This is a genomic window from Bacillus sp. 01N45, assembly GCF_056399205.1.
Genome location: NZ_JBFTQW010000002.1, coordinates 340,735 through 366,965, shown reverse-complemented (window position 1 = coordinate 366,965; position 26,231 = coordinate 340,735). Strand labels below are relative to the sequence as shown.

Annotated in this window: 30 protein-coding genes and 1 pseudogene; 6 read left to right on the top strand and 25 right to left on the bottom strand. The window is 34.1% G+C overall.

Annotated features, from left to right (window positions below; all coding sequences use genetic code 11):
• Positions 1–42: 42 nt before the first annotated feature.
• Positions 43–972 carry an NADP-dependent oxidoreductase gene (locus AC1DMU_RS06135; protein WP_088063655.1) on the bottom strand — a complete coding sequence of 310 codons (930 nt, stop codon included), beginning with the start codon at positions 970–972 and terminating at the stop codon, positions 43–45.
• A gap of 185 nt (positions 973–1,157) precedes the next feature.
• On the opposite strand from AC1DMU_RS06135, the gene mleBCA reads away from it, so the two are divergent.
• Positions 1,158–2,012 (top strand): BCA family alpha/beta fold macrolide esterase, encoded by an 855-nt coding sequence (mleBCA, locus tag AC1DMU_RS06130; RefSeq protein ID WP_088063656.1) that lies wholly within the window; start codon positions 1,158–1,160, stop codon positions 2,010–2,012.
• A gap of 118 nt (positions 2,013–2,130) precedes the next feature.
• Here mleBCA and AC1DMU_RS06125 read toward each other — a convergent pair whose 3' ends face one another.
• Together AC1DMU_RS06125 and AC1DMU_RS06120 are read right to left on the bottom strand one after the other, a co-directional pair.
• Positions 2,131–2,466, bottom strand: coding sequence for a hypothetical protein (locus tag AC1DMU_RS06125; protein ID WP_001257747.1), 336 nt, complete (start codon positions 2,464–2,466; stop codon positions 2,131–2,133).
• Positions 2,467–2,477: 11 nt separating this feature from the next.
• Positions 2,478–3,647 carry a ParM/StbA family protein gene (locus AC1DMU_RS06120; RefSeq protein WP_000025617.1) on the bottom strand — a complete coding sequence of 390 codons (1,170 nt, stop codon included), beginning with the start codon at positions 3,645–3,647 and terminating at the stop codon, positions 2,478–2,480.
• Positions 3,648–3,856: 209 nt separating this feature from the next.
• On the opposite strand from AC1DMU_RS06120, the gene AC1DMU_RS06115 reads away from it, so the two are divergent.
• A complete protein-coding gene (locus AC1DMU_RS06115) occupies positions 3,857–4,258 on the top strand; it encodes a DUF2178 domain-containing protein (protein WP_088063657.1) in 402 nt (133 codons plus the stop codon).
• A gap of 44 nt (positions 4,259–4,302) precedes the next feature.
• Here AC1DMU_RS06115 and AC1DMU_RS06110 read toward each other — a convergent pair whose 3' ends face one another.
• The 7 genes from AC1DMU_RS06110 to sleB form a co-directional block, all read right to left on the bottom strand.
• Positions 4,303–4,839: a DUF1697 domain-containing protein gene (locus tag AC1DMU_RS06110; protein ID WP_087983901.1), complete on the bottom strand. Its 537-nt coding sequence runs from the start codon at positions 4,837–4,839 to the stop codon at positions 4,303–4,305.
• Between the two features lies 1 nt (position 4,840).
• Positions 4,841–5,923 carry an aromatic acid exporter family protein gene (locus AC1DMU_RS06105; protein WP_088063658.1) on the bottom strand — a complete coding sequence of 361 codons (1,083 nt, stop codon included), beginning with the start codon at positions 5,921–5,923 and terminating at the stop codon, positions 4,841–4,843.
• Positions 5,924–6,031: 108 nt separating this feature from the next.
• A complete protein-coding gene (locus AC1DMU_RS06100; RefSeq protein WP_088063659.1) occupies positions 6,032–6,529 on the bottom strand; it encodes a GNAT family N-acetyltransferase in 498 nt (165 codons plus the stop codon).
• 26 nt (positions 6,530–6,555) lie between these two features.
• Positions 6,556–6,912, bottom strand: a complete 357-nt coding sequence (locus tag AC1DMU_RS06095; RefSeq protein WP_048547297.1) for a hypothetical protein — start codon at positions 6,910–6,912, stop codon at positions 6,556–6,558.
• Positions 6,913–7,019: 107 nt separating this feature from the next.
• Positions 7,020–7,616 carry a YhcN/YlaJ family sporulation lipoprotein gene (locus AC1DMU_RS06090; protein WP_048547299.1) on the bottom strand — a complete coding sequence of 199 codons (597 nt, stop codon included), beginning with the start codon at positions 7,614–7,616 and terminating at the stop codon, positions 7,020–7,022.
• A 26-nt stretch (positions 7,617–7,642) separates the two neighbouring features.
• Positions 7,643–8,983 carry a germination protein YpeB gene (ypeB, locus tag AC1DMU_RS06085; RefSeq protein ID WP_088063660.1) on the bottom strand — a complete coding sequence of 447 codons (1,341 nt, stop codon included), beginning with the start codon at positions 8,981–8,983 and terminating at the stop codon, positions 7,643–7,645.
• Between the two features lie 15 nt (positions 8,984–8,998).
• Entirely contained in the window at positions 8,999–9,778 is a 780-nt protein-coding gene (gene sleB, locus AC1DMU_RS06080) for a spore cortex-lytic enzyme (protein WP_048547302.1), read from the bottom strand.
• Between the two features lie 144 nt (positions 9,779–9,922).
• Here sleB and AC1DMU_RS06075 point away from each other — a divergent pair, with 144 nt between their 5' ends.
• On the top strand, positions 9,923–10,255 hold the full coding sequence (locus tag AC1DMU_RS06075; protein WP_048547304.1) for a DUF3889 domain-containing protein: 333 nt from the start codon (positions 9,923–9,925) through the stop codon (positions 10,253–10,255).
• Between the two features lie 97 nt (positions 10,256–10,352).
• Here AC1DMU_RS06075 and AC1DMU_RS06070 read toward each other — a convergent pair whose 3' ends face one another.
• The 4 genes from AC1DMU_RS06070 to kynU all read right to left on the bottom strand — a co-directional run bounded on the left by AC1DMU_RS06070 (position 10,353) and on the right by kynU (position 14,178).
• Entirely contained in the window at positions 10,353–11,270 is a 918-nt protein-coding gene (locus AC1DMU_RS06070; protein ID WP_088063661.1) for a serine hydrolase domain-containing protein, read from the bottom strand.
• Positions 11,271–11,387: 117 nt separating this feature from the next.
• A complete protein-coding gene (gene kynA / locus AC1DMU_RS06065) occupies positions 11,388–12,227 on the bottom strand; it encodes a tryptophan 2,3-dioxygenase (RefSeq protein WP_087983895.1) in 840 nt (279 codons plus the stop codon).
• Positions 12,228–12,259: 32 nt separating this feature from the next.
• On the bottom strand, positions 12,260–12,889 hold the full coding sequence (kynB, locus tag AC1DMU_RS06060) for an arylformamidase (protein WP_088063662.1): 630 nt from the start codon (positions 12,887–12,889) through the stop codon (positions 12,260–12,262).
• A gap of 2 nt (positions 12,890–12,891) precedes the next feature.
• A complete protein-coding gene (kynU, locus tag AC1DMU_RS06055; protein WP_088063663.1) occupies positions 12,892–14,178 on the bottom strand; it encodes a kynureninase in 1,287 nt (428 codons plus the stop codon).
• A gap of 159 nt (positions 14,179–14,337) precedes the next feature.
• Here kynU and AC1DMU_RS06050 point away from each other — a divergent pair, with 159 nt between their 5' ends.
• The gene (locus tag AC1DMU_RS06050) at positions 14,338–14,949 is read left to right on the top strand and encodes a TetR/AcrR family transcriptional regulator (protein WP_372470951.1); all 612 of its coding nucleotides are present in this window, start codon (positions 14,338–14,340) and stop codon (positions 14,947–14,949) included.
• A gap of 35 nt (positions 14,950–14,984) precedes the next feature.
• On the opposite strand, the gene AC1DMU_RS06045 is transcribed toward AC1DMU_RS06050, so the two are convergent.
• On the bottom strand, positions 14,985–15,422 hold the full coding sequence (locus AC1DMU_RS06045) for an NUDIX hydrolase (RefSeq protein ID WP_060486742.1): 438 nt from the start codon (positions 15,420–15,422) through the stop codon (positions 14,985–14,987).
• A 92-nt stretch (positions 15,423–15,514) separates the two neighbouring features.
• On the opposite strand from AC1DMU_RS06045, the gene AC1DMU_RS06040 reads away from it, so the two are divergent.
• Positions 15,515–16,279, top strand: a complete 765-nt coding sequence (locus AC1DMU_RS06040; RefSeq protein WP_088063665.1) for an arylamine N-acetyltransferase family protein — start codon at positions 15,515–15,517, stop codon at positions 16,277–16,279.
• Between the two features lie 28 nt (positions 16,280–16,307).
• On the opposite strand, the gene AC1DMU_RS06035 is transcribed toward AC1DMU_RS06040, so the two are convergent.
• The 7 genes and pseudogenes from AC1DMU_RS06035 to AC1DMU_RS06005 all read right to left on the bottom strand — a co-directional run bounded on the left by AC1DMU_RS06035 (position 16,308) and on the right by AC1DMU_RS06005 (position 21,674).
• Entirely contained in the window at positions 16,308–16,547 is a 240-nt protein-coding gene (locus AC1DMU_RS06035) for a DUF3953 domain-containing protein (protein ID WP_088063666.1), read from the bottom strand.
• Positions 16,548–16,568: 21 nt separating this feature from the next.
• On the bottom strand, positions 16,569–16,814 hold the full coding sequence (locus AC1DMU_RS06030) for a DUF3977 family protein (RefSeq protein ID WP_088063667.1): 246 nt from the start codon (positions 16,812–16,814) through the stop codon (positions 16,569–16,571).
• Positions 16,815–16,926: 112 nt separating this feature from the next.
• Entirely contained in the window at positions 16,927–18,777 is a 1,851-nt protein-coding gene (locus AC1DMU_RS06025; RefSeq protein ID WP_088063668.1) for a sigma-54-dependent Fis family transcriptional regulator, read from the bottom strand.
• Between the two features lie 313 nt (positions 18,778–19,090).
• Positions 19,091–19,429, bottom strand: coding sequence for an NIPSNAP family protein (locus AC1DMU_RS06020; protein WP_088063669.1), 339 nt, complete (start codon positions 19,427–19,429; stop codon positions 19,091–19,093).
• Positions 19,430–19,433: 4 nt separating this feature from the next.
• Positions 19,434–19,985, bottom strand: a complete 552-nt coding sequence (locus AC1DMU_RS06015) for a GNAT family N-acetyltransferase (RefSeq protein ID WP_088063670.1) — start codon at positions 19,983–19,985, stop codon at positions 19,434–19,436.
• 12 nt (positions 19,986–19,997) lie between these two features.
• On the bottom strand, positions 19,998–20,768 hold the full coding sequence (locus AC1DMU_RS06010; protein ID WP_088608816.1) for a DeoR/GlpR family DNA-binding transcription regulator: 771 nt from the start codon (positions 20,766–20,768) through the stop codon (positions 19,998–20,000).
• A gap of 284 nt (positions 20,769–21,052) precedes the next feature.
• A pseudogene (locus AC1DMU_RS06005) lies at positions 21,053–21,674 on the bottom strand (DUF4085 family protein).
• A 219-nt stretch (positions 21,675–21,893) separates the two neighbouring features.
• Between AC1DMU_RS06005 and AC1DMU_RS06000 the strand changes: the two are divergent.
• Positions 21,894–22,490: a hypothetical protein gene (locus AC1DMU_RS06000; RefSeq protein ID WP_088063671.1), complete on the top strand. Its 597-nt coding sequence runs from the start codon at positions 21,894–21,896 to the stop codon at positions 22,488–22,490.
• 82 nt (positions 22,491–22,572) lie between these two features.
• Here the strand turns inward: AC1DMU_RS06000 and lpdA are convergent, their stop codons facing one another.
• The 3 genes from lpdA to acoB are packed head-to-tail and all read right to left on the bottom strand — an operon-like array spanning position 22,573 to position 26,226.
• Complete coding sequence (gene lpdA / locus AC1DMU_RS05995; protein WP_088063672.1) at positions 22,573–23,952, bottom strand: dihydrolipoyl dehydrogenase; 1,380 nt, start codon at positions 23,950–23,952, stop codon at positions 22,573–22,575.
• A gap of 15 nt (positions 23,953–23,967) precedes the next feature.
• Positions 23,968–25,164, bottom strand: a complete 1,197-nt coding sequence (locus AC1DMU_RS05990; RefSeq protein WP_088063673.1) for a dihydrolipoamide acetyltransferase family protein — start codon at positions 25,162–25,164, stop codon at positions 23,968–23,970.
• 27 nt (positions 25,165–25,191) lie between these two features.
• A complete protein-coding gene (acoB, locus tag AC1DMU_RS05985; RefSeq protein ID WP_088063674.1) occupies positions 25,192–26,226 on the bottom strand; it encodes an acetoin:2,6-dichlorophenolindophenol oxidoreductase subunit beta in 1,035 nt (344 codons plus the stop codon).
• Positions 26,227–26,231: the final 5 nt, after the last annotated feature.

Here is a 26,231-nt window from a genome sequence, read left to right as displayed (position 1 = left end):
TTTGTAGTTCAACTTCACTTTCTCTACAAGCCACTATTTTCATTATCCTCCGACTTTCATTACAATTTTACCTCTAATATGTTGACCTTCACTCAAAATATGAGCTTCTCTAACCCCCTCTTCATTAAACGGCACAACTTTACTTATAATTGGTTTTATTTTTCCGTGTACAATTAATTTTGATAATGCTTCTAATTGCTTTCCGTTTGGTTTTAGCCATAAAAATCCTGATTTTATCCCTTTTACTTTTTGAATTGGCTCATGAACAATCGAAACTAACACACCATCAGATTTTATAATTTGAAAGCTTTTTTCTTGTACTTCGCCACCTATTGTATCTAATACAATATCGAAATCTGATAGTAACTCTTCAAATTTATCTTTTTTATAATCAATAACGAGATCTGCTCCTAAAGACTTTAAAAACTCTTCATTCTTACTACTTGCAGTTGTCGCAACAAAAGCTCCAAATGATTTTGCGATTTGGATTGCCAAACTTCCAACTCCACCAGCTCCAGCATGAATGAGTACTCGGTCATGTTCTTTTATTTTTGCGTAATCTACAAGACTTTGCCACGCTGTAAGTCCTGCAAGAGGAATAGAAGCTGCCTCTTCGAAACTTAGATTAGTAGGCATATAAGATACTAAATCCGATTTTACTGTAATGAATTCAGCATAAGAGCCCTTCCCTATATTTTCAGGTTTCGTAAATACTTTATCTCCTACTTTGAAGCACTCTACCTCTTCCCCAACTTCTTCAATAACCCCAGCTACATCCAATCCTAAAATAATTGGAAATGAAAATCGCAACTGTTCTTGTAAGTCTCCTTTTCTTATTTTCCAATCAACAGGATTAACAGATGTCGCGAGAATACGTATCAATACCTCGTTACCTTTAACAATTGGTTTTATAACTTCTCTTTCTTTTAATTCTTCAACATTACCATATTGATCTATAACAATTGCTTTCATTTCCATTCCTCCTTGCTATTTATTTTAATAACATACAAATATTTCTCAAAATTTTTTGCCTTGAATGGCTATATACTTATTTTTAGGGGTTATTACACTATTAATTCCAAAACGAAACTTACATACACCTTAGAATCACTCAACATTGTATTTTAATGAAATTCAAAAGAAATGGGGAGAACTCTATGACTGAAAAGATATTTAAAATAAACGAGATTGATATATGTACAGAAAGCTTTGGGAACCCTAAAAACCCAGCTATTTTATTAATTATGGGTGCTACGTGTTCAATGGTTTATTGGGATGAAGAGTTTTGTGAACAGTTAGCTAACACGGGGAAATTTGTTATTCGTTTTGATAACCGTGATGTGGGATGCTCTGTTACATATGAGCCTGGAACTTCCAATTATACAGTTACAGATATGGCTGAAGATGCAATTGGGGTCCTCGATGCTTATCATATTGATAAAGCACATCTATTCGGTATGTCATTAGGTGGAATGATCGCTCAAATTGCTGCTGTAAAACATCCCGAAAGAATTTTAACGTTAACATTACTGGCTACAAGTGTGATAGGCTCTGACGATAACACGCGCGATTTACCTCCGATGGACGAAAGAATTTTAACACATCACGCAAATGGCACGCATTTAGATTGGACAAATAAAAATGTTGTAGCAAAATATTTAGTTTCCGGATCTCGCCTATTATGTGGGTCCAAACGAACATTTGATGAAAAAAGAGTCTATAATCAAGTAAAACAAGAAATAGAACGCGCAAACAATCTATTAAGTATGTTTAATCACGCTTTACTTCAAGGTGATGATGCTTATGAAGGTGTGCTTCACTCCATACAAGCACCTACATTAGTTATTCACGGAACAGACGATACTGCACTCCCTTTTGAACATGGTCTCGCACTTATTGATGAAATTCCTAACTCAGTCCTACTAACCCTTGAAGGCGCAGGACATGAAAATCATCCTGATGACTGGGAAGACATCATTCATGCAGTTATTGAACATACATCTAAAATATAGATAAATAACGAATAGAAGGGGCACACCATAATTTGTGCCCCTTCTATTCGTTACATGTAAAAAAGCCCATCACTGTATCCGTATGTATAGTGATGGGCAATACTTATTTTTTCTATGTTTAAAAAAACGGACAATCTAATTGATCAACAGATTCCCATGATTTTTTTTTTATATTATCGGTGGATTTATTAGCTTCTAGTGGCACGTTTTTAAAGGGATTTACTTCGACCTTTAATAAAGATGATGGCTCCACGTATAATGAGAAAACATGGCTACTTGGTATAGCTTTTGACACATCAATATCTCCTACTTGTTTAAAGAGTTGCTGCGCTGCAAAGAAAAAGAAATTGGTTGGGTTTGATTGTTTATTCAGCCATGCAATCATTTCAGGTGATACTGATTTATGAATATTGATTTTTACTCGATCACCACGTTTATATCGCCTAGATCGCATACTTCCACCAACTAACTTATCGTTAAGTTTGTAAATCCTAACTCTTTTTGCTTATGCTCTCTATATTTTGGCGAACAAGTGTAGACTAATAATCCACGTGCATTTGTAAATAATGGATTATCTACAAAGATTACATTTGTTAGTCGTCCTTTTTGTTTTAAAATCATTTTTAAACTGTTTTTAATAATTACTGCGCCCCCGCCATAAATAAATACGTATGGATCGTCTTTCATGTCATCAATTTTGTTTATGATATCTGTTGCGACACGCGCTGCTAAACCTAATAATGCTGGTTGTGATTCTTCAACTAGTAACGCATTTCTTGGGTGCTTTTCATTTAAATAAATTTGGTTAAACTCTGTAATACTATCAATCGTCTTTGTTGGATACTTCCGATTCCATCTTGTAATAATTTGTAGTAACGTTTCTTTCACACCGTATGATAAGCCCTTACTTAGTTGTGGTCTAAAGTTCACACCTAGTGAAACTACTTCTTCTGTCGTCCCTGCACCAATATCAAAAGACAATAAAGTTTTATCAACAAAATCAATTTCTGAAACTTGATTTTGTTCACATTCTATTTTATGTTTCACTACATTTCCTTCTTCATCATATACAATGCCCCACGTACCAGAAGCGCCCTCAGGTAGGCATTTACAATATTCGATTGAAATATTAATTGTCACATCACGTCCGTTTGGATAATGGAACACAACCTTATGATTGCCCATATAACGTTTCGCATTTTCCGCAGCTATTTCTTGTGTAATAAGCTGCATAGGAAGAGCAACAGATAAATCATAACGAATATTAATATGACTAGAAGTTGGACTTTGACGCATAGCACTTACTGCTAAACCAGATAGAATTGTAATAACCATTAACTCATCAGTTGACTTATTTGATTTCTTCTCAACCTCAGTGCCTTTTAATTGATCTTGAATGACTTTTTCCCCAACGATATACCGCACGTTATTTAACATTAGCGATGGAGAACTAATGGTCACGTCAATGTGATTTTCTAATTCAGATAATGAAACATCACTCTCATCTAACAATCCTGTAGGCTCTCCTATATATAAAGAATATATACTCGGAATAAAAATAGGGTCTTGCCCTTTCACCATTAACTTCAAACCGTTATTTCCTGCATCAGCACCAGCTTTTAATAGAATAGACATAACTACCCCCTAAATTAATCTGACATCCCTTCCAAATATATGCGAGCCCATTCTTTTACATTCAAATGTAATGTAATTTTTTATTAATCATAAAAACAAAATATCATGTTCTTGCACCATTTGTGTAAAAAGTATTTGACATAAAATTTTTCCAATTTTACACTATAGATGTAAAGAGTTTTTACAACTATGGAGGTGTCATTTCTAATATGAATCGCAAAAATTACATTTTACTAACAATCGTTTTATCGTTACTTGGAGTACTTATACATGGAGTCTATAAATACATCTCTGAAGGTGCGATTTTAGGTGGAACAATCTTCGCAAGTGCAATAATAATTAGCTACCTCATCAATCATATTACGTGGGGAGATCCAAACGGAGTATCGGAAGAAAGCCAAGATGAAATGGGACAGCAAATACAATATAAAAGTTTTAAAATTGCTTATTTTGTACTTATATGTCTTATGTTTTTTGTTTTACTATTATCAGAAGGATTTGCATTCCTATTACTCGATGAAATAAAGAATCTTCCTCTTTTTATCGCCCTTTGTTCTTCATACTTTATTTATCCTATCGTCGAACTTATAGTCGCAAAACAATATAAATAAAAAGGTGAGATTTTCTATATACAGAAAATCTCACCTTTTTATATTTATATACCCTCAACTATCGCTTTTAATTTATTCACAGTCCGCCAATTTCTTACTGTAGCTGGTGTATGTAACTTCTGAAACTGGTTCATTAATTTAGAATTTCGAATGCTATTTTTGAAAAATAAATACACAACTTTTTCATGAATATAGCAATCTTCAGTCTCATTTTTTTGCATAAGCAGCTGATCTTTTTCTTTTTCAGAAAGTTCGTTTGCTAAGAAAGCAACATGTATACTTTCACCTTCTAGCAATGAATCGGCTTCATAGGGGCATCTTTTTATCATATTTATAAATTCCTCATGTGTTCTTAACATGACTGGAACATCAAAACCAAAAACGTTTTTAATTTCCGATTGTATTCGTTTATTTAAAAAATCAACATCATTTTCAGATTCGAACACGATATTACCGCTTTGAATATATGTTTTTACTTGTTTTAACTCTATTGATTCAAACATTTGTTTTAAATCCGCCATTTTGATTACCTTATGCCCGCCTACATTGATTCCTCTTAGTAATGTAATATAAATTGTCATATCAATCCTCCCCATTTAAATGAGCCGAACAATTGAGTTGATTTTCACTCTCATATTTCTCGGATATTTGTTTTAATTCCTCTAACATATCATGTATAGATAATACCTCAAACAAAATGATAGATTCGCTTGAAAAGTGATGATGATATTGATTTGGTTTACAATGTCCTAAATCATTTTTATAATCCCAAAATTTTTTGTCTAATTCATCAATCAGTTTAAAATGTTCTTCATCTATTTCATTACAATTATTTCTTAATATAGAAATTACAGAATGAACCGTTCGCTGTAATATCTCTTTTTTATTTTGTGACCAGTCCCATGTTTCAATTGGTGCTCGAGCTAAATTATCTATATGGTAAATAATTTGCTGCAATATATGGAGTTGCTTCTGCATGGCTAAAAAGCTTCTCATTTCCTTCTTTGTATGTCGATGATATTTCCAATCTTTTTGCTCATATTGAACAAATTGTACCGCTTTATGTAATGATAAATTTAAACTAGATAGATTATGAGTTGTCTCTTTCTTTATAACTTTCCCTTCAATTAATGCATTAAGCCATTCCTCCATAATATTTGCTGTTTTAACAAATAGCTCCTCTGTACATCCCGAAATGGTTTTAAGGTAGTGTGGTGGCAAAATGAAAAAATTCACTAAAGTAGATACTATAATACCAGTAGATGTAGTAGCTAATCGAATTAAAAATGCAGTGAAATAATGATCTGCCGTAATAGGGATCATTGCAACAGCAGTTAATGTTGCGACTAACGTTCCCGCATGTAACTTTAGTTTTTGACATGTAACGATTGTAAACATCGCTGCTAACGCATAAGAAAGAGCCTGATGACCTAGGGAAAATGTGAAAGTCATTGCATACGCCGATCCAATTGTTGAAGCTGGAAAACGAATTAGCCCTTTTTTTATAGAATCCGTTGCAGTTGGCTCAATCGTTACAATAGCCGTGATGACAGCAAAAATAGTGGGTATATTGAAAAATTCACAAACTAGAACTGTAAGAAAAACTGCTATTCCGGTTTTTATCACCCTTCCTCCAACAATATTCCATTTTCTAACTTGATTCATTTTGTATTTCCTTCATTTCTATTTCATTTATATATATATTCTACATTATATATCGTACTAAATAAAAAACTTACTACTTTGTTATGCAAGAGTAAGTTTTTCTTCTCGTTATTTCATGATAGGTAAATGCATTATAATTTGTTGACCAATTGGTCCCATTCTTCTAAAGCCTTTATCTTGGAAGCCGACTTTTTCATATAAATTTTGTGCAGGAATATTTTTTTCATTCACAGCAAGTACAACCTCATTTTTTATCGGGAAATAACGTTTTACAAACTCTTGTAATAATGCCAATGATTTTTTAGCATATCCTTTTCTTTGTCTATTGTGATTTATAGAAAACGAAGTTAAAAGTAAAGCATCTTGATTGTCTGTGAACTCCTGTACTCTATCCCCTGTTTGCAGTGCGAAAAGACCAACAGGTACCCCATTGTAATCTAAAATAACAATCACATTTTTTGTTCGATCACTTTTTGCTTTCTCCAATAATTCACCTGGATCTGATGTGAATTGAACTTGTTCACCTGGTAAAGTAAATGTTTGTATAACTTCTTTATACTTCTCCTTATACGGAACTAATCGAATTTCCCCTGTATGTATGTTCATGCTAAACTCTCCCATTTTTCAACTTATTAACTTAAACCTTGCTGCGCTTTTGAATGCACTTTTCCATCTAAAAAGGTAATTTCAACTAATGAAGTTGGATCGCTTCCCTTCCATGAAAAAATTTGTTTAATTTGTGTAGAATCTTCTACACCTTCTTCTATAAGTAAATTACCATCAAAACCAATTACATCTTTCACTTCAATATAAGTCATTCCTTCATTTATATTCGAGAAATGATTTATATTGATAGACTCTTTCTTCTCACTTTCCAACACAGTAGAAGAAGTCGCTGTTTGTTTTTTTACTTCTTTCTTCTGTTCACACGCTGTCATACTGAAACCTAAGCATAAACTACATACTATTAATGCGCTTTTTTTCATCATAACAGTTGTCCCTCCCACCATAATTAAACCATATATTCCCTTAAAAATAAACTGAATATTAAATATTATATTGAAAAATCCCCGTACAATTAAGTACGGGGTTAACTTTATTTATTCAAATGATTATTTGATTGGTCATTCTGTTCTTTTCTTAGTTCTTGTTCTTCATCTTTTGGTAATTGTTTATCATTATCTTTAATTGGATTCGTTTCTCGATTTTCAATCATGTCATTTGGAACTTGTGGCATTACTCGGCCAACAATTGCTGCTAACTCATCAAGTATACCTTCACCTGTTTTTCCTTTTTTAATTTGCTTTCCAATTTGTTTGAGTCGTTCATACGTATCAACATCCGCTACAACGACTGCATTAGCACCATCCGGATCGTTTTTTAAACTTTCTGCTACAGAGTATTTAATGGACTCCACGCGAGTTCGATCGAGTTTCGCTTTTACATCAATACCTACAATAGCATATTTCCCCACAACTACCGCTGTTGCATCATTCACACCTGGCACACTTGCGGCTAAAGATGCTAAATGGTCCGCCGCTTTTTCATTTGGCTTATTTGGTTTGTTTGTATAATTAACATTTTTCGTCGAAACATTTTTTTGCTCTGGTTTTTCGTTTGGATTGTCCTTTTTTCCAATACTGCATCCTGTTATAAAAAAGCAAAGCATCAACATATATATTAAGATCTTCATTATTCTCACCACTTTACTATTAAAGTTTAATCATAAATTTTTTCAACAGCTTGCATTTTCTTCACTTTTTCCTCTGCTCCGCTATTTGCATTAATGAAAATTTGGTACGTATCTTTCCCTAAAGTACCTACAAATTCATAGCAAAGTACTTCATTATGCAAATCATTTACAACTACGGCTTTACGTTCTTCCATAACTTTAACATCTGGATTGATTTTCTTTCTTGCTTCTGCTGCAGTTAGCTTTGCTGAGGGAACTGTTCGTTTTTGGTGTGATGCTAAATATTCTTTTGCAGAAAAACCAACGATAGAACCATCATCTAAAGCAATTTTCATTTGAATTGCTTCTGGATAAATTCGTACGCCATTCTCATTTACTACATACGTAAATACACCAACGTTATCATATTGTGAGCTATCAAAAAGCTCCATATTATTAAACTTGTGGTCCTTTAAAAATTTCAAACCTTTACTTCCTGCATCGTTTAAACTAATTTTCTGTTCTTTAATTTCTCGGTTATTCATAACCCAAATTGGATATCCGCCTTTTCCGGTAATATCCATATAAAACTCATTATTCGTTGCTGGATCTTTAATTTTCACACTATAGAAAGATTCTTTCGCACCTTTTCCGCTTTTCTCAACATCTACTTTTTCATTTCCTTTTAAATTCAAAAATGATTTTGCGATTTTCGCCGCTTCATCTTTAGAAATTGCTTTTCCTTCTGCTTCAAATCCGCCTTTTTTATTTTTTTGCGCACTAGTAAAGGTCGGTCCGAAGTTTGTAGACGAATACGATGTTACGTTTTTCTCTACTGTTTTTAATCCATCAATAATTGTATTGTCTGCAGGATCATGATTTGATGCGAGTGCCATCTCAACATCCATCCAGCGTAAATTATTTTTCAAAACAAGATGTTGTACTTTTCTTAGTTCATCTTGTATATTGCCTGCATTTGAATATAAAGTTTCCAACGTTTTGTATTCTTGATCATTTAACGGCTCTTTTTCTAAATCACGAATGGCTGCACGGTAACTAAAATCACCGATATTTGCTAAAAATTCTTCCGTTTTATTAAAAGGCATTAATGTTAAAGGCAGTTGTCCTACATCCGAACGAGCTACAGATGTTATTCTCCATACGTCTGCTAATGCAGGTGATAAAGATGCACGTGAATTCATCGCGAGCGTTGTTCCAATTTTGTCGTGCAATAAATCAACCTCATATGCTAAATCATGAAACGCACGTTGATAGCTATTTTCTGCTCGAATTAATACTGCATTCTTCTCTTGATGTTCTTTGTAGCCCCAATATCCTGTTCCAACTACACCGACTGTTAATAATACGATTATAATACCTCGTAACATAGTTCCACCTCCGCTCTATTTACAGAAAATATGTTTCCCGATCTTTTTAATTTGTGGACGAGTCCAAATCCATTTACTTGTTGCGGTATCTGGATTGAAATAGTACAATGCATTTCCTGTTGGATCCCATCCATTAACTGCATCTAATACAGCTTTTTTCGCTGTTTCATTTGGCGTTAAATATATTTGTCCGTCTGCTACCGCTGTAAATGCTCTTGGCTCAAAGATTACACCCGAAACGGTATTTGGGAATGATGCACTTGTAACTCGATTCAAAATAACCGCAGCTACTGCAACTTGCCCTAAGTACGGTTCACCACGAGATTCTCCATATACTGCGTTTGCCATAAGCTGAATGTCATTTTGAGAATAACCATTTGGAACATTTGTCCCTTTATTTTGAGATGGTTTATTTTCTTGTGCAGTACCACCACTATTTCCTTTATTCGTTGTCGTTCCTTTATTAGCTGTTGACTTGTCATACTTCGTTGCTTTTACTAGCATTTGCTTCGTTTTAGCTCCAGCTAAACCATCAACAGGTAATCCGAATTTCTCTTGAAAATTTCGAAGTGCCCAGTATGTACCCCATCCGAAAACACCATCCACTTTTCCCGTATAAAATCCGTTATATTTCAAACGAGATTGCAGTTCAATGACATCTTCGCCAGATGCTCCTCTTTGAATGACTTGATTAGAAAAAGCTTCAACATTTTTTAGTTGTATACTACTTACCATCAAAGATAGTCCTATGAATGCAAGTAAAATTGCTATTTTAAAAATAGCTTTTTGACGCATGATTTTCCCTCCTTAATTACGGAAATGATTTCTTGGTTATGTTTTGTAAAAGCCTCGCTTTTATGTAAAGAAGACAAAAAAATCCAAACTCATATCGTTGAAAAAATATGTAAACAATATAAAAAAATATAAAAGGAGTTCATCATGAAAAAATTGTTAAAGCGTATCGCACTCGTCATTTTGTTCATAACTACATGTTCAAATATATATACTGTCCCATCAATTGTTCATGCGCAGCCTCCGTATGCCAAATGGGGGAAACTTGCTGTAGAAAAGACGAAAGAACAATACCCAAAAGCGGAGATTATTGATTACCTTCATATAGGTAGAAAACCGAAAACCGTTCAAATAACGGTTGAAAAATTTAAATTGTGGCTACGTGAAGATGGAAAAGAATATGGTGTTTTTGTTGATGTAGAATTTGAAACGAAGACAGATAAATTTATAAAGATGACATTTCAGAAGACGAGTAGATAAAATGAAAGAACCCGTACTGTTTATATTTTAAACAGTGCGGGTTCTTTCATTTCTATAATCCATTCCTAAATTTACACCTTTCAAACATTCTCTCTTCTTATATAAACTTATAATGCTCCTGTACATGCTCAATAAACAATTTCAATGGAACAAGTCCACGTTTTGGCATATGACTACTTATTACAGCAACAAGTTCTAACTGTGGAATGATAACGATGTATTGTCCGCCATATCCCATAGCAAAATACATACAATACGGTATGTGAAATCTTTCGTTATTCAAAACCCACCAGTGATATCCATAAGCCCCCACATGTTCATACGTTTCAAATAGAGCTTTACTAGATTCTTCTAACCATTTCGATGATACAATTTCATTCCCTTGCCAATATCCATTCTGCAAACATAATATTCCGAGCTTTAATAAATCTTTAGATTTCATTTTCATACCGAAACCGCCGACATGTATGCCTTGCGGATCTTGTTGCCACTCATATTCGGTAATTTCTAATGGATCAAATAAATATCTTTTCGCAAACTGCTCTGTCGACATTCCGGTAACTTCTTGAACAATATAGCTAAGCAAGTGAGAAGACCCTGAGTTATAATTCATTTTTGTAGCTGGTTCTTCCATTATTGGTTTTTCTAATATATACTGCACCCAGTTTTCCGATTCTACAAAATCATTTGGGAACACTACTCCATTTCCGAACTCTTTCCAATCCTCACCTGTAGTCATCGTTAATAAATGATAAAGAGTCAAATCCCGCTTTTCATTAGATACATTTTCAATCCACTCTATAATCGGTGTATGTATATCATTTATATATCCTTTATCAATTGCAATACCAATTAATATAGATACAATGCTTTTTGTAATCGAGTTTATTTTATATAAATTACTTGCACATTCTATCGTTTTATAATATTCATTGGTTAGCTCACCTTTTTGATAAACGAGAAATGTATTTACTTTTTTCTTTTCAAATTTATTTTCTAGTTGCTTGAAATCCAAAACTTTACCTCCAATTAAATCATTACCTTATTTATTATATCTTGTAGCTTTAATTAAAACATAAATGTGTTCAAATAAAAAACAAACCTGCTAGTAATAAACTGACAGGTTTGTTTTTTATAATTTCGTACGAACATTCCAAAGCTCTGGGAAGAAACATTGATCAAGTACTCGTTTTAAATACGATACACCAGAAGATCCGCCTGTTCCCATTTTATGACCAATAATACGTTCTACCGTTTTCATATGACGGAAACGCCATTGTTGTAGCCAATCTTCGATATCAATTAATTTTTCAGCAAGCTGATATAAGTTCCAATATTTTTTCACATCGGCATACACTTCTATCCATGCTGCTTCTACTGTTGCGTCTTCTTCATAAGGCTGCGTAATATCACGATTTAACACATCTTTATGAATAGGGAATCCTTCTTTTACAAGTGCTTGAATTGCCACATCATACAAACTTGGTGCGTGTAGCGCTGTATGAAGTCGAGCGTGTAATTCTGGATCTTTTTCATAAATTTTTAATGCGTGCGGCGTTTTATAGCCAAGCGCATACTCAATCATACGATATTGATACGATTGAAAACCTGAAGCTTGACCGAGTGAGTCACGAAACTCAATGTACTCTGATGGTGTTAATGTCGCAAGAATATCCCAAGATTGAATAATTTGCGACTGAATTTTTGATACACGTGCTAACATTTTAAAAGCTGGTTGTAATTTATCTTGTTTAATAGATTCAATCGCTGCGTTTAACTCATGTAAAATAAGCTTCATCCAAAGTTCACTTGCTTGGTGAATCACGATGAATAACATTTCATCATGATGATCTGATAATCTCTTTTGAGAAGATAGTAAACTATCTAATTGTAAATACTCCCCGTACGTCATATTCTCTTTAAAGTCCGTATGAATTCCTTTTTCCATAATTACCTTTTCGTTTTCTTTCATATTAGCCAAACGCCCCTTTTATATAATTCTACTTATATTGGTCTAATAACTGCTCGAACTGGACTTCCATCTGCATCTGTTAAGGCAAGTGGTAATGCGATTAATTCATAATCGCCGTCTGCTACATGTTCTAGTACGACATTTTCTAAAATGTGTATACCATGTTTAAACAATTGGTGATGCGCTGCTAATTCTTTATCGTCTAATGGATCTACTGATGGTACATCTACCCCAATTAAACGAATTCCCTTTTCAGAAAGAAATGGTGCGATATCAGCACGTAAATGCGGAATTATATCCGGGAATTCATTCGCTTTACCATGTGAAGATGTGCGTAACAACAAGCGTTCTATACCTTCTAAATGAAAGGTTTCTAATTCCTTTTTCCCAATGCTTTCAAGATTAGAAACATCAATGATCCGCGCTGGACCGACATAAACTTGAACATCTAAATCTATTACTTTCTTTCCATCATTATCAAAATGAAACGGTGCGTCAATATGAGTACCTGTATGAATACTCATCGTTAGCTTTCCGACATTTACTGAGCCACTTTCTTCTTTTGACCATGAAACTTCATACGAGAACGGTGTATCACCTGGCCAAGTAGCAATATCATTATTTAGCGGTTGTGAAATATCAATCCACTCTGAAGCTTTCATACTTATGCCACAACCTCTCGCTTATTTTCAAACTGCTTATACGCTTCATCTTTCATAATTTTCTTTAATATTTGTACAGATTTCCACACTTCTTCGTATGTGTTATATAAAGCGACCGGCGCAAGTCTTACTCCATTAGGTGCACGGAAATCAGGGATAACTCCATTTGCTTTTAACGCTTTACATATGCGTGCTGCTTCTGCATGTTCTAAATAAATGTGCCCGCCTCGTTTTTCATCCTCTAATGGATTTCCAATTGTAAATCCGTAATCTTTTAATTCATAATCAATTAAATCCAGCATGTATCTTGTAATATGTAGCGATTTTTCACGTAAACGTTCTATACCAGCATCTTTAAATATTTCAAGAGAACCAATTAAAGGTGCAGTACTTAATACGTGCGGTGTACCAATTTGATAAGCACCTGCATGATTAGCAGCTGTTAATGTATGTTCCATATCAAACTGCTTATCTTTTCTAGAACTAAACCAACCTGATAATCCTGGAAGTCTATTAAAATGCTTTTTATTTACATAAAGGCCCGCAACTCCACCAGGTCCTGCATTTAAATATTTATAATTACACCAAATGGCGAAATCAACATCCCATTCTTTGAAATGATGCGGAATAGAACCGATTGAATGACATAAATCAAATCCAATATGAATACCACGCTCATGAGCTTCCGCTGTTAAACGTTTCATATCAAGAATTTGTCCACTTCTATATAGTATAGAAGGCAATAAAATTAACGCGATATCATCTGTCATTGCTTGAATAATATCATCTTCAGAAAGTGTTCTACCGTCTCGGCTCTTCACTCGTACTAAATGCTCATTTGGATCTAGACCCTTTAAACGAATTTGACTTTGAAGTGCATATATATCTGACGGAAATGTTAATTCATCAGCAAGAATTTTTGTACGTATTCCTTTCGGCTCATAAAACGTCGCAATTACTTGGTGAATATTCGTCGTTGTGGAACCGGTTACAATTGTTTCTTCCGGTAAAGCTCCAATAAGAGGCGCAGTCAATTCACCTAATTTCTCCGAAAGGAAAAACCACGGATGCTCTCCTTCAGTCCAGCCGTCAATTCCATACTCCTTCCATGAATCGAGCAACGTAAGTAATGATTTCTCTGCTCTTTTTGAAAGTAGCCCTAATGAGTTTCCATCTAAATATATCGTTCCTTCTTTTTTATAGAATTCAGTTTGAAAATCTTTCAGTTCATCATGTTTATCACATTCAAGCGCATATTCATAATTCGGTTGAAATGGTTCTTTATACATGGTGTCACCTTCTTTTAATTTTCTTTTTATTCTAACTAATTGAAATATATCACCTTAGTTGATATAACGTCAATGATATTATGTCAGTTGACTTTATATATGAATTCCTTTTACAATACAGTTATATTTTCAGATATTTCAGTATAAAGAGGTGGTTCTTTGAAAAACAGTACTCTTTCATCAAGAAAACACCGCTCCTTAGAAACAAAGAAGAAACTATTACACGCTGGTTACACTATTTTTATACGTAACGGATTTCAAAAAACGACTATTACACAAATTATTAAACATGCAGAAACTGGTTATGGAACGGCATATGTATACTTTAAAAACAAAGATGATCTCCTTATCGTTTTAATGGAAGATGTCATGAATCAATTTTATGATATTGCTGAGTGCTCCTTTTCCCCTCAAACGAAAGAAGAAGCACATAAAATGATTCAAAATCAAGTTAGAGCATTCCTACAACTAGCAGAAAAAGAACGAGCTATATTACAAGTTGTGCAGGAAGCAATTGGATTATCAAAAGAGATACGTCAAAAATGGGACGAGATACGGGAACGCTTTATAAACAGTATTACGCAGGATATTACATACTCTCAAGAAGGTGGATTAGCACAGCCTGAATTAAATAAAGAAATTGTAGCACGTGCTTGGTTCGCAATGAATGAGATGTTTCTTTGGACGATTGTAAAAAATGATAAAAAATTAGAGTTAGGAGAAATTGTGCATACATTGACGGAAATGTATACGACGGGGTTATATAAATAGCACACCTTCAATAAATAAGGTGTGCTATTTTACATTTATAAAAATATTTTATCTGGGTATGGTAACGCTAAAGGTGGCTTTTCAGATAAAGAGAAATATTGTAGTTTTAAAGATTCACCATCTATTGATCTTAACTTGCCACTAGTAACTTCACACTCAAACACAACAACAATATATTCTACTTCATCACCATTCGGATATGTATAGCGGTACTCTTCTCCTCCAAATACTCCTTTTTGTTTTTTTACTTGCACTTTCAATCCTGTTTCTTCCCAAACTTCCCGAACTACTGCTTCTTCTGGAGTTTCCCCAAGTTCAATTGCTCCAGCTGGCAAACTCCAGTATTCCCCGCCAGGATATTGAAACAAAATATCTCCTTGCCCATTTTTTATAACAGCAGCTACACTCGGCACAAAAATTAGTTTATGGCCTAATTGCTCCCGGATTTTATTATAATATAGCGACATCGACATATAATTCTCCCCCATTACATTAATAACTTTATTTTCTGATATTTATTGTATAATACTCTTAATACTAACTTCTATATAGAAAGGGGAAGAAAATGTCGTCAGAAAAACTAGTAAATGAATTTCTATCATTTTTAGATACTACAAAACAGCCTACTAGCTTAAAGTTTTTGAATGAGCTTATTAAAGCTCATCAAGAAAAAGTAAAGTGGGAAACTCTTACTAAAATAATTTACTGGGAAAAAGGTAATGAAACAGGTCATTATTTTCCTTCCATTGAGACATACATAAACCGTATTACAACAAAAGGTCTGGGCGGTACTTGTTGGACGCACTCGATTGGATTCCATTGGCTATTATCAAATCTTGGTTTTGATGTTCATTATATGTATATGGACCCCGGACATTTATGCTTACGAGTTAACTTAGACAAACCTTATTATGTCGATGTTGGTTACTGTGCGCCTTTATTTCAGGCTTACGCATTTTATGAATCATTTCAAGTAAGTAATGTAAGAGAAATTTTTACTTATGAAGTCTCAAATAATAGTATTGAAATTACTAGAGATCCAGGTCCATCAAAAATCTTACATACAGAGCCAATACATTTAGAAAGTATGAAAGAACTTATTACTAAGTCTAATAATTGGCGTACATCTCCTATTTTAAATAAGATTCAAATATTCGGTTATATCGATGGTATTCCAACTTCTATTAATGATAATGTTTTAAAACGATATTTCCAAGGTAAGAAAAGCGAACATAGCCTTGCCTATTGGATAACAGAAAGATTTTGTATTGATAAAGAGATGTACCAAACAGCTATTAAAATTTTTAATGAGCAAACTTCAAAAAAATAACCTGTTACTCAACAAATTAAGTACCAGGTTATTTTAAATATTTTATTACCGATACAATAATACAAATTAGCGATGTAAGTAAAAATAAAAGTCCCATATTCTTATTCTCTTTTTCATCCTTCTTAACATTTTGTATCCCCATTCCAGCAAGCATAAAACTTAACAATAATTGCAAAATAAGCATACTTTGCTTCGAATCATCATTCCACCTGTAAATAGAATAGCCCATTACAATAATAGCGAGTATAAATGTGGTAATTCTAATTATAAAAACACCCCCTATTTGATTCTATTGTGTTAACCTACTTACAATCCCAACAATAAACTTATACTCAGCTCTACTTTTTCTTACTTTCTTAAACCCTTCTTTCGTATCAAAAATAAAACACGTTTTCCGAAACCAAATCCGTACATATAAAGACTCAAAGTAAATAGGTTTTATAATTCCTCTTTCCTCAAATTCAGTTCCATCTTTATTTTCAGTTTCTGTTCGAACGAACCACCTATTTCCGATGCCAATTTCAATATACTTCACATAAGTTCCCCTTTCGGAAATTAATTTTCAACTATTCAATTATTTCCCCGGTAAGCGCACATTCCGACAGAACATGAGCCCATAAAGAAAAAGTAGATTACAAAAATCTACTTTATAACTTATATTTTTGCATTCGTTTATAAAATGTACTTCGAGGTACATCTAACAGTTTTGCAGCTAAAGAAACATTTCCATTCGTCTTTTCTAGCGCTTCAATCATACTATCACGCTGTATTTTTTCACGAAAATTTAATGTATGCTCCGTTTTATTTTCTGCTTGCAATTCAAGTTGATGTTGATTTCCCATCATTGTTTGTAATAAAAAAGAGATTTGTTTTTCGCATATTTCCCGTCCTTGCGACAAAATGTAAATCCGTTCTAATACATTTAATAATTCCCGAATATTTCCGGGCCATGTATGTTGTGAAAATTGATTACAAATACTCTTTGGAAATACAACATTCCAATTCTTTCGTTCACAAAAATCTTGTATGAAGTACGGAATATCCTCTTTTCTTTCTATTAACGATGGAACATACAGCGGATAAACATGTAACCGATAATATAAATCTTGACGGAATTTCCCTTCTTCTACTAATCGCAGTAAATCTTTATGTGTCGCAGTAATAATACGAATATTTACTGGTACTTCTTTTGAACTGCCAATCGGGGTTACTGTTCGTTCTTGTAAAACACGCAATAATGCTACTTGCATCTCCGGCGGCACTTCACCAATTTCATCTAAAAATATTGTTCCACCGTCTGCTTGTTCGAATTTCCCTTTATATCCTTGGCGCCGCGCACCTGTAAACGCACCTTCAGCATAACCGAATAATTCACTTTCCATTAATTCTTTCGGCAACGAACCACAATTAACAGCTATAAAAGGGCCATTTTTTCTTGGACTATTTTCATGAATCGCTCTCGCTACATATTCTTTCCCTACACCTGTTTCACCACAAACATATACACTAGCGTCAGTTGGAGATACAAGCTTAATTTCTTCTAACGTATGTTGAAATACATCGCTTGTCCCAATAACTCCATGGAAAGTAATTCCGTTTATAAATGGGGAAGCTGAAAATAAATTTCCTTGTTTATTTTCCTGTACATAAATACATTTCCCGATCATTCTATCATTACTATATACTGGTACTTCTAATTTAGGCTTCAATCCATGTTGCATTAAATCTTCAAGTTTCATTCGTGACCAATTAGAAACACGTTCTCGAACCTTTTTGCTTGCGGAAACGATAACATCACGATGATTACAAATGACAACTTGTTCATCACTGTCAATTACATCTAAAAAACGATGGATTAAATGTAGTTCATTTTGATGCACTCGAATACTACATTCACGTTCAATCGCATGTGCAATTGAAGTTACCATCCCTAGCATATACGGATGTGAAAATTCAATTGGACAGGAGAAATCTAGAACACCAATTAATTTCCCATCATCGTTATGAATCGGAGCGGCCGCACAACTCCAGCTATGAGATGCGACAGAATAATGCTCTGTACCACTTATCATAATAGCCTCTTCAATCTGTAACGCGGTTCCTATCGCATTTGTACCAACAGCTGCTTCCGTCCATTTCACACCCTCAATGAAGTTAATATGTTTTGCTCGTTTTAACGTTTGTTGATTTCCGCTTAACGATAGAACGTAACCGTCTGGATCAATTAATAATGCCATCATTTGCAGTTCATCCATGGTTTTCCTCATATTTTGTAATTGAGGTATTGCTATATCAAGGAAGATTTCACTCTTTTTCTTTTGATCTTGAAAAATATTAGAAGACAAAATTTTCTGACCTTTATTCATATGAGGATTCACATTTGCTTGTTTACATCGATGCCATGACTCTGAAATTCTTTCGTTCATACGGTTCGAATCAAGGACTCCTTCATCAATAAACTTTTTCCATGTATGTAAGTAAAACGGTGAAGCTAACATTGTATCATCTCCCTATTCATTATTTTGGAGATCTGTAAAAACATACTTTTATTATAAAACCGAATAAAAACGTTTTCAATAAAACTAGAAAGACGACACAAATATGTTAATAATTTAAATATCTAATGCGCTTCTTTATTCTTTTTTAGTAAAACTATATTTTGTATAATAGACGCAAAGAAAATACATAACCAAAACCACTTTTGTGGATTGCCGTTTATAAAGAAAACTATCAACGCTATTGCAAATAAAGTAGTGGATGCTAAACTAAAATATAATTTTGTTTTAATTCCCACTATCCCTCACTCCTCTATCACTTTACAGTACATATTAACTCTTCATGTTTTAACTCTAATATGTACTTTTGTAAAACATATTCTCTTCCACCATGTTTTTCATACCAATCCTGTATTCTTTTAACATGCATCTCGTCACTTCTAATTTTTGATTCAATGTCTTTATACTGTTCATAACTGTCATATTCCCATATGGCGAATATTTCTGTTGTACCATCATTATTATCTTTCATCCAGCGTCCTATTAGCCTGGAACCATGCTTTAACTGGTTAGGTAAGTTTGTGTTAGTAAAATGCTCATTAAATATTTCTACAAATTCATTTTTTACTATATAGTACTTTCTTCTGTAAAACATCCCACTACACCTCTTTTATGAATCTTCCCATTACAACCGTATTATAATACTTCCCATCCGACAGCTTTTTGTCATTTTTCAAAATACCTTCTACTTCAAAACCTAATTTTTTATAAAGTTGAATAGCTTTTTCATTTGTCTCTAGCACTTGTAATGATATCTTTTTCACTTCATTTTCATCAGCCCACTGAATAGATTGTTGCAAGAGACTCTTACCGATTCTATATCCCCAAAACTCTCTTAAAATACAAACACCAAATTCTACCTTATGGGATAATCTCTTCAAATTTGATCCTTCACATCTTGAAAATCCTACGATTTGGTTGTGCACTTCTGCAACTAAAAACAGATTCTTTATCTCTTCACTATCTGTTTTTATTATTTTTTGAAACCCTATCTTATTTATAAATCCCTCTCCAGCTTCTCTATCCATATTTTCAGTTTCGCCATCGATCTGAACTCTAATTTCTGATAACTGCTCAGCATCCGTTTCAGATGCAGAACGAATTGTATAAGTTAATCCATTTATATGAAACTCTTGTCCTTTTATAATCATTACAAACTCCTTTTAAATGCAGTCTATTGATGCGATTATAATTTCTTTACCCTGTTTCTCAAATTGTTGAATCGTTTCTTTACTAGCTTCTTCATCTGTTATTATAAGGTCAATTTCTATCAGTGACTCTCCTTTTATAAAGCAGTCTCTTCCAAGTTTCTTATGAGGAGCTAAACAAATATTTCTTCTAGCAATTTTACTTACTCTTTTTCCAAAATAAGCAACTTCCGGAGTTGCAGTACTTATACCGTTCAATGAAATGCCACCACCTGTAGAGAAATAAAGATCAATAGATAATCTACTTATCATTTCAGAGGCAAGTGTATCTGTCATATTCCCTGATGGTTTCACCTTTCCACCAATTAAGTATGTATCAATGTTCTTATATTCCCGTAAGGTACTAGCAATTTCTAAAGCATTCGTAATCACTGTAAATGACATTTCAGGTAAGTATTTTAACATGGCATAATGAATAGAAGCCCCGCCAATAAAAACGGAATCACCTTCTTGTATGTAGGATACAGCAACTTTCGCAATCGCATCTTCCTCTATTGAAATATCACGATAACGTTTCGTTGGTTCGGCAGCTAAGTTTCTCACTCGCGTCAGTTCGATTGCACCTCCGTGCGTTCTTTTTAACAAGCCATCCTTCTCCATAATAGATAAATCTCTTCTTATCGAATCAATAGACATATCGAAACTTTCCGCAAGATCTTTAGCAATTACCCTTCCATCTTTCTTAAGTAACTCCAAAATTTTCTCTCTACGCTCTTCAGTAAACATATACCCACCGCCGTTATTGAAGATTCTGAAATCTCATCCTTATTTTAATTATATGCATGTCTCTTCCGTTTTACAATATTTTCAATTCTTATTTATTCCGTTTTATACAGTATTCTCCCTCTTTCTATCCTTTTTAACTTGAAAACTTCACCAAAATAATTAAATAATATATATATAGCAAAGCTGCCCTTTAACAGATATATATTGGAAACTTGATAATTTAGCATCTAAATAAAAAACAGTCTTATAAGACTGTTTTTTTGTTTGTAAAGTTATAAAGTTTACTAGTTACCTATCTCAAGCAATACGTCTTTTGCACAAATTGTCACTTCTTCAAATGGGCCATCAAATAATACACCCAATTCGAACCCTTCATTAGTAAGATCTATTTCATGACATAACCACCAAGCACCTTCAAAATCTTCCGGAATAGAACATTTCGTTACGCCTGTAAAAGTTACTTCCAGTTTATCAAATTCACTGCAAGTACCACTGCAATCTAATATAATAATTAGCGTATCTTTTGATATTCTCTCTACTGATTTGACTACACTGTCATGTAGTGAGTAATCATGTAACTGAATAACATTTGTTGGGAGTTTTTTCTTAATCGAATGGAATTGCTCTAAGTAGAATCGATCTAAATGAGCCCTTCTTTTCTCACAATCCTCTATCCATTCTTTCATAAGTTTTTTCAATTCACTAGAAGGATATTCTGAATTAATTATGGTGTTATGAATAAATGGGTGTATGGATTCAGGAAGGAATTTTAATAAATCTGTTTTCCTTTATTTCCTCTATTAAACTTTGTATATCCATTTCTGACCATTCTTTTATAGACTCTATAAAACTTACAAATTCTATAATTTGCATTTCTTTATACCAATCTCCAGTGAAATTCTTCAATCGCACCACCCCTAAAACATTTTAACATCCCACAAAAGCAATACATCTATTTATTATATCATTCCAATAACTATTTTTTCTAAAGAAAAAATGCAAAACTATAAATATTCCGCCTTTTTTTCTAAAACTTCAGAATATTTACAATAGTTTATAATTAGAATACATTTTACTAGTACAAAGTTTCACCTGTACAAAATCTAAACAAAAAGGGATGGTTATATGTTGAAGAAATTAGTAGCAGGTACACTAGTAGCGGGATTTGCATTCACTGGAGGACTTGGAGTAGCAAGTGCTGAAGAAAAAGCTAACACAATTAAGTCTTTTGATTATTTAAAAGTGGATGAACAGGATGTTAATTCACTTACAAAATTAAGTGATCAGGACAAGAAAGATATCCAAATTACTATGGTATTACCAGAGCAAAATGAAAATGGAGATTGGTTAGCTTACGGTTTTACTAGCCGCGAAACATTAGATGCTTATATTGAAAAGGATAAAAAAGTACTTAAAAATAAAATTAATCCTTTAGGTAGCGGTGCTGGTAGTACTGATTTTTATGAACATAAAGATAAAGGTGGCCAATATATTTACTGGAGCAGCGGTTTTAAAAACTTACCTTCTAGCTGGAATGACAGAATTTCTTCTGTAAGTACAGCATCGCCTTCAGCAAGTTATTCAACGACACTTTGGGAGCATACTTCAACACAAGGCTATGGAAAAGGTGTTGTATTCAAACATGCTGATTGGTACGGTAAAACTGCTAATTTAGCTGCTGATTGGAACGATATTACTTCAGCGATTGACGTAAAAAAATAATAAGATATTCAATTTTCCCTGTAAAAATTCAAACCACTATTCTCTTATTCATTTAGAGAATAGTGGTTTATTAATTTTCTATTTAAGCATGTACAGCATGCCCTACAGCTTGTAATAACGCTTCATGAATCGCTTCAGATAAAGTTGGATGCGCTGCAATATAATCTCTCATAATATCAGCGGTAACTTCTGTATGAATCATTACAGTTCCTTGTCCGATTAGTTCGGTTGCACGAGGACCGATAATAGAAATCCCAACAATTTCTTGATATTTAGGTTCCACGATAACTTTTACTTTACCCGTTTGTTCTCCAATAATAAGCGCCTTTCCGTTCGCTGTAAAAGGAAATTCTCCTATAAGAATATCACCGTATTGTTCTCTTGCATCTTTTTCGTTTAAACCAACACTTGCGATTTCTGGGGATGTGTATATACATCGAGGTACTGCATGATAGTTAACTTTCACATCTTCTCCACTCATATGTAACGTTGCTGTCGTTCCTTCATGGAAAGCAACGTGAGCAAGTTGTATTCCACCAATCACATCACCTGCTGCGTAAATATGTGATACATTTGTTTGCATATGTTCATTCACAGAAATTCCTTTATTTGAAAATTGAACACCTGCTTTTTCTAAATCTAATTTTTGTACACGTGGTTTTCGGCCGACAGAAACGAGAACATATTCCGGATTGGCTTCTTGGATACTTCCTTCATATTCAAATGAAGCTTGCTTCTTATAATTATTTAATCCTTTTAAAGCAGCTCCTGTAAATATTTCTACGCCATCATTTTCTAGTTTATCTCTTAAAATATGTGCGATATCTTCATCTTCACCATGTAATAATTGCGGTGCCATTTCAACAATCGTAACTTTTGTTCCAAGACGACTATAAATACTTGCAAACTCGCAACCTATTACACCACCGCCAACGATTAATAATGATTTCGGTATATTTTCTAGGGACATTGCATGGCTACTATTTAAAATCCACTTCCCATCAAATGGAGCAAAAGGTAATTCAGTCGGTTCTGAACCTGTTGCTATAATGAACTGGTCTCCATCTACTACATCTACTTTATCACCGTGTGTAACTCGTACACGGTGATCCGTTTCAAATTTCGCTTTACCTTGTATAACTTTTATTTTATTTTTCTTCATTAAATATTGAATTCCTTGGACAAGCTGCGTTACGATCTGTGATTTCCTCGCCTGTATTTGCTTCCAATCAATTGATATACTTCCTTTGTTAAGCGTAACTCCGTAATTATTCGCTTTTCTCACAATGTCATGCACTTCCGCACTTTCTAACAATGATTTTGTAGGCATGCAACCAACATTTAAACAAGTCCCGCCAAGATCAGCTTCATCAATAAGAGTGACATCTTTCCCATTTTGAGCCGCGGTAATTGCCGCTACATAGCCAGCAGGTCCGCCTCCAATAACGACTAATTTACTCATTCTCTCACCTTCTCTTTATAAAAGAATTGTTACAGGTTCTTCTAAATAACGTTTAATTGTGCGTAAAAATGCAGCTGCTGGTGCGCCGTCTAATACACGATGATCGAATGTTAAACTTAAAGGTAACATACTTCCTTTTCTTAATTTTTTCCCTTTATATACAGGAACATGTTCAATTGCACCAACACCTAAAATACCAGTTTCAGGTGTATTTAATACTGGTGTGAAATATTCAATCCCAAAGCTACCTAAATTACTAATTGTAAAGGTTGTCCCTTGCATATCGTCACTACTTAAATTACCTTCTCTTGCTTTTTGTGCCACAATTTTAATTTCTTTAGATAACTCTACTAAAGATAAATTATTAGCAAAGCGAATAGACGGAACGACTAATCCTTTTTCTAACGCGACTGCCATGCCTAAATGAACATGTTCAAATTGATGAATTGCATCATCTATATAAGCGCTGTTCATTTCTTTATGCTCCGCAAGTGCTAATACAACAGCGCGAGAAACGAAATCCGTAATGGTTAGTTTATCGTATCGTTTTTGTACAACTTCCGCTATGTCTTTATGTAAAGCTACTAAATCTGTCACATCTACTTTCATCGTTAATGTTAATTGCGCACTATTTTGTAGGCTTGCATGCATACGGTTTGCGATTGCTTTCCTCATACCAGTCACAGGAATGACTTTACTTTCTTCTTGTTCAAGTACTTCTGGAATTGCAACTCTTTCCTCAAGTGCCTTTAAAACATCTACCTTTGTTATTCTTCCTCCAGGTCCTGTACCAATTAATGATCTAATATCAAGATTTTCAGTTTTTGCAATCTTTTTCGCAACCGGAGATATTTTGATTCTTTGCTTCGCTACTTCTTTCGCATATGGTTCTGGATGTTGTATATTTTTAGGTTCTGCATTAGGTGTTTTTTCTTCTACAACATTTGTATTTTCATAGACTTCTACTTTTTCGTTCGGCTTACCGATATAGCAAATTACAGTACCCGGCGGCACTCCCTCATCTTCACTTACAGCTATATCAAGGACAGTTCCATCCGCTGGTGCTTCTATTTCAGTTTCGATTTTTTCCGAGTTAATGCTAGCAATTAGTTCACCTTTTTCTACATTATCACCTGCTTTAATATTCCAGCTCGTAATAATACCTTCTTTCATCGCCATACCTAACTTTGGCATTACAACTTCAACAGCCATGTTTCTCTCTCCCTTCTCATCGTTTCATTACACATGTAATAAAGATTGGTCTCCGATCATTTCTGATACGGTTTCAATTACTTTTTCCGGCGTTGGTAAGTATAACTTTTCAAGTGGTGGAGAGAACGGAACTGGTGTATGTGGTGCTGTAATTCGTTTAATAGGTGCATCTAACAAATCGAATCCTTTATCCGCTACAATTGCTGCAATATCCGTTGCGATACTACATCTTGGATTTGCTTCGTCAATAACAATTAGGCGATTCGTTTTTTCAACAGATGCTAAAATCGTATTTTCATCCAATGGTGATAAAGAACGTGGATCAATTACTTCTACTTCAAGTCCCTTTTTCGATAATTGCTCAGCAGCTGCAAGTGCTGTATGAACTTGTTTTCCAATTGCGACGATTGTTACATCAGAACCTTCACGTTTAATATCTGCTTTCCCTAATGGAATTGTATAGTATTCTTCTGGTACTTCGCCTTTCATATTGTAAAGTGTTTTATCTTCAAAGAAGATAACTGGATCGTCATCTTCAATTGCTGCTAATAATAAACCTTTTGCGTCATACGGAGTAGAAGGAACGACAACTTTTATACCTGGAATGCTCGTAAATAACGCATATAAACTTTGTGAATGCTGTGCCGCTGCGCTAAAACCAGCACCATGCATCGTACGTACTGTAACTGGCACTTTTGCTTTACCACCGAACATGTAGCGGAACTTTGCGCCTTGGTTTAATACTTGATCAAGACAACTACCGATAAAATCATTAAACATTAATTCAGCAATCGGACGTAATCCTGTTGCAGCAGCTGCCATTACCGCTCCCATATAACCCGCTTCTGAAATAGGTGTATCTAAAATACGATTTCGACCAAATTCTTGTACAAGGCCTTTCGTAACACCAAGCACACCGCCCCATGCTTCATCGTCTTGCAAGTGATCAACTTGTGCACCGCCTGCAACATCTTCTCCGATTAAAATTACATTTTCATCACGACGCATTGATATTTTCATCGCTTCATTAATTGCAGTTGACATACTTACTGTTCTAGTCATTATTT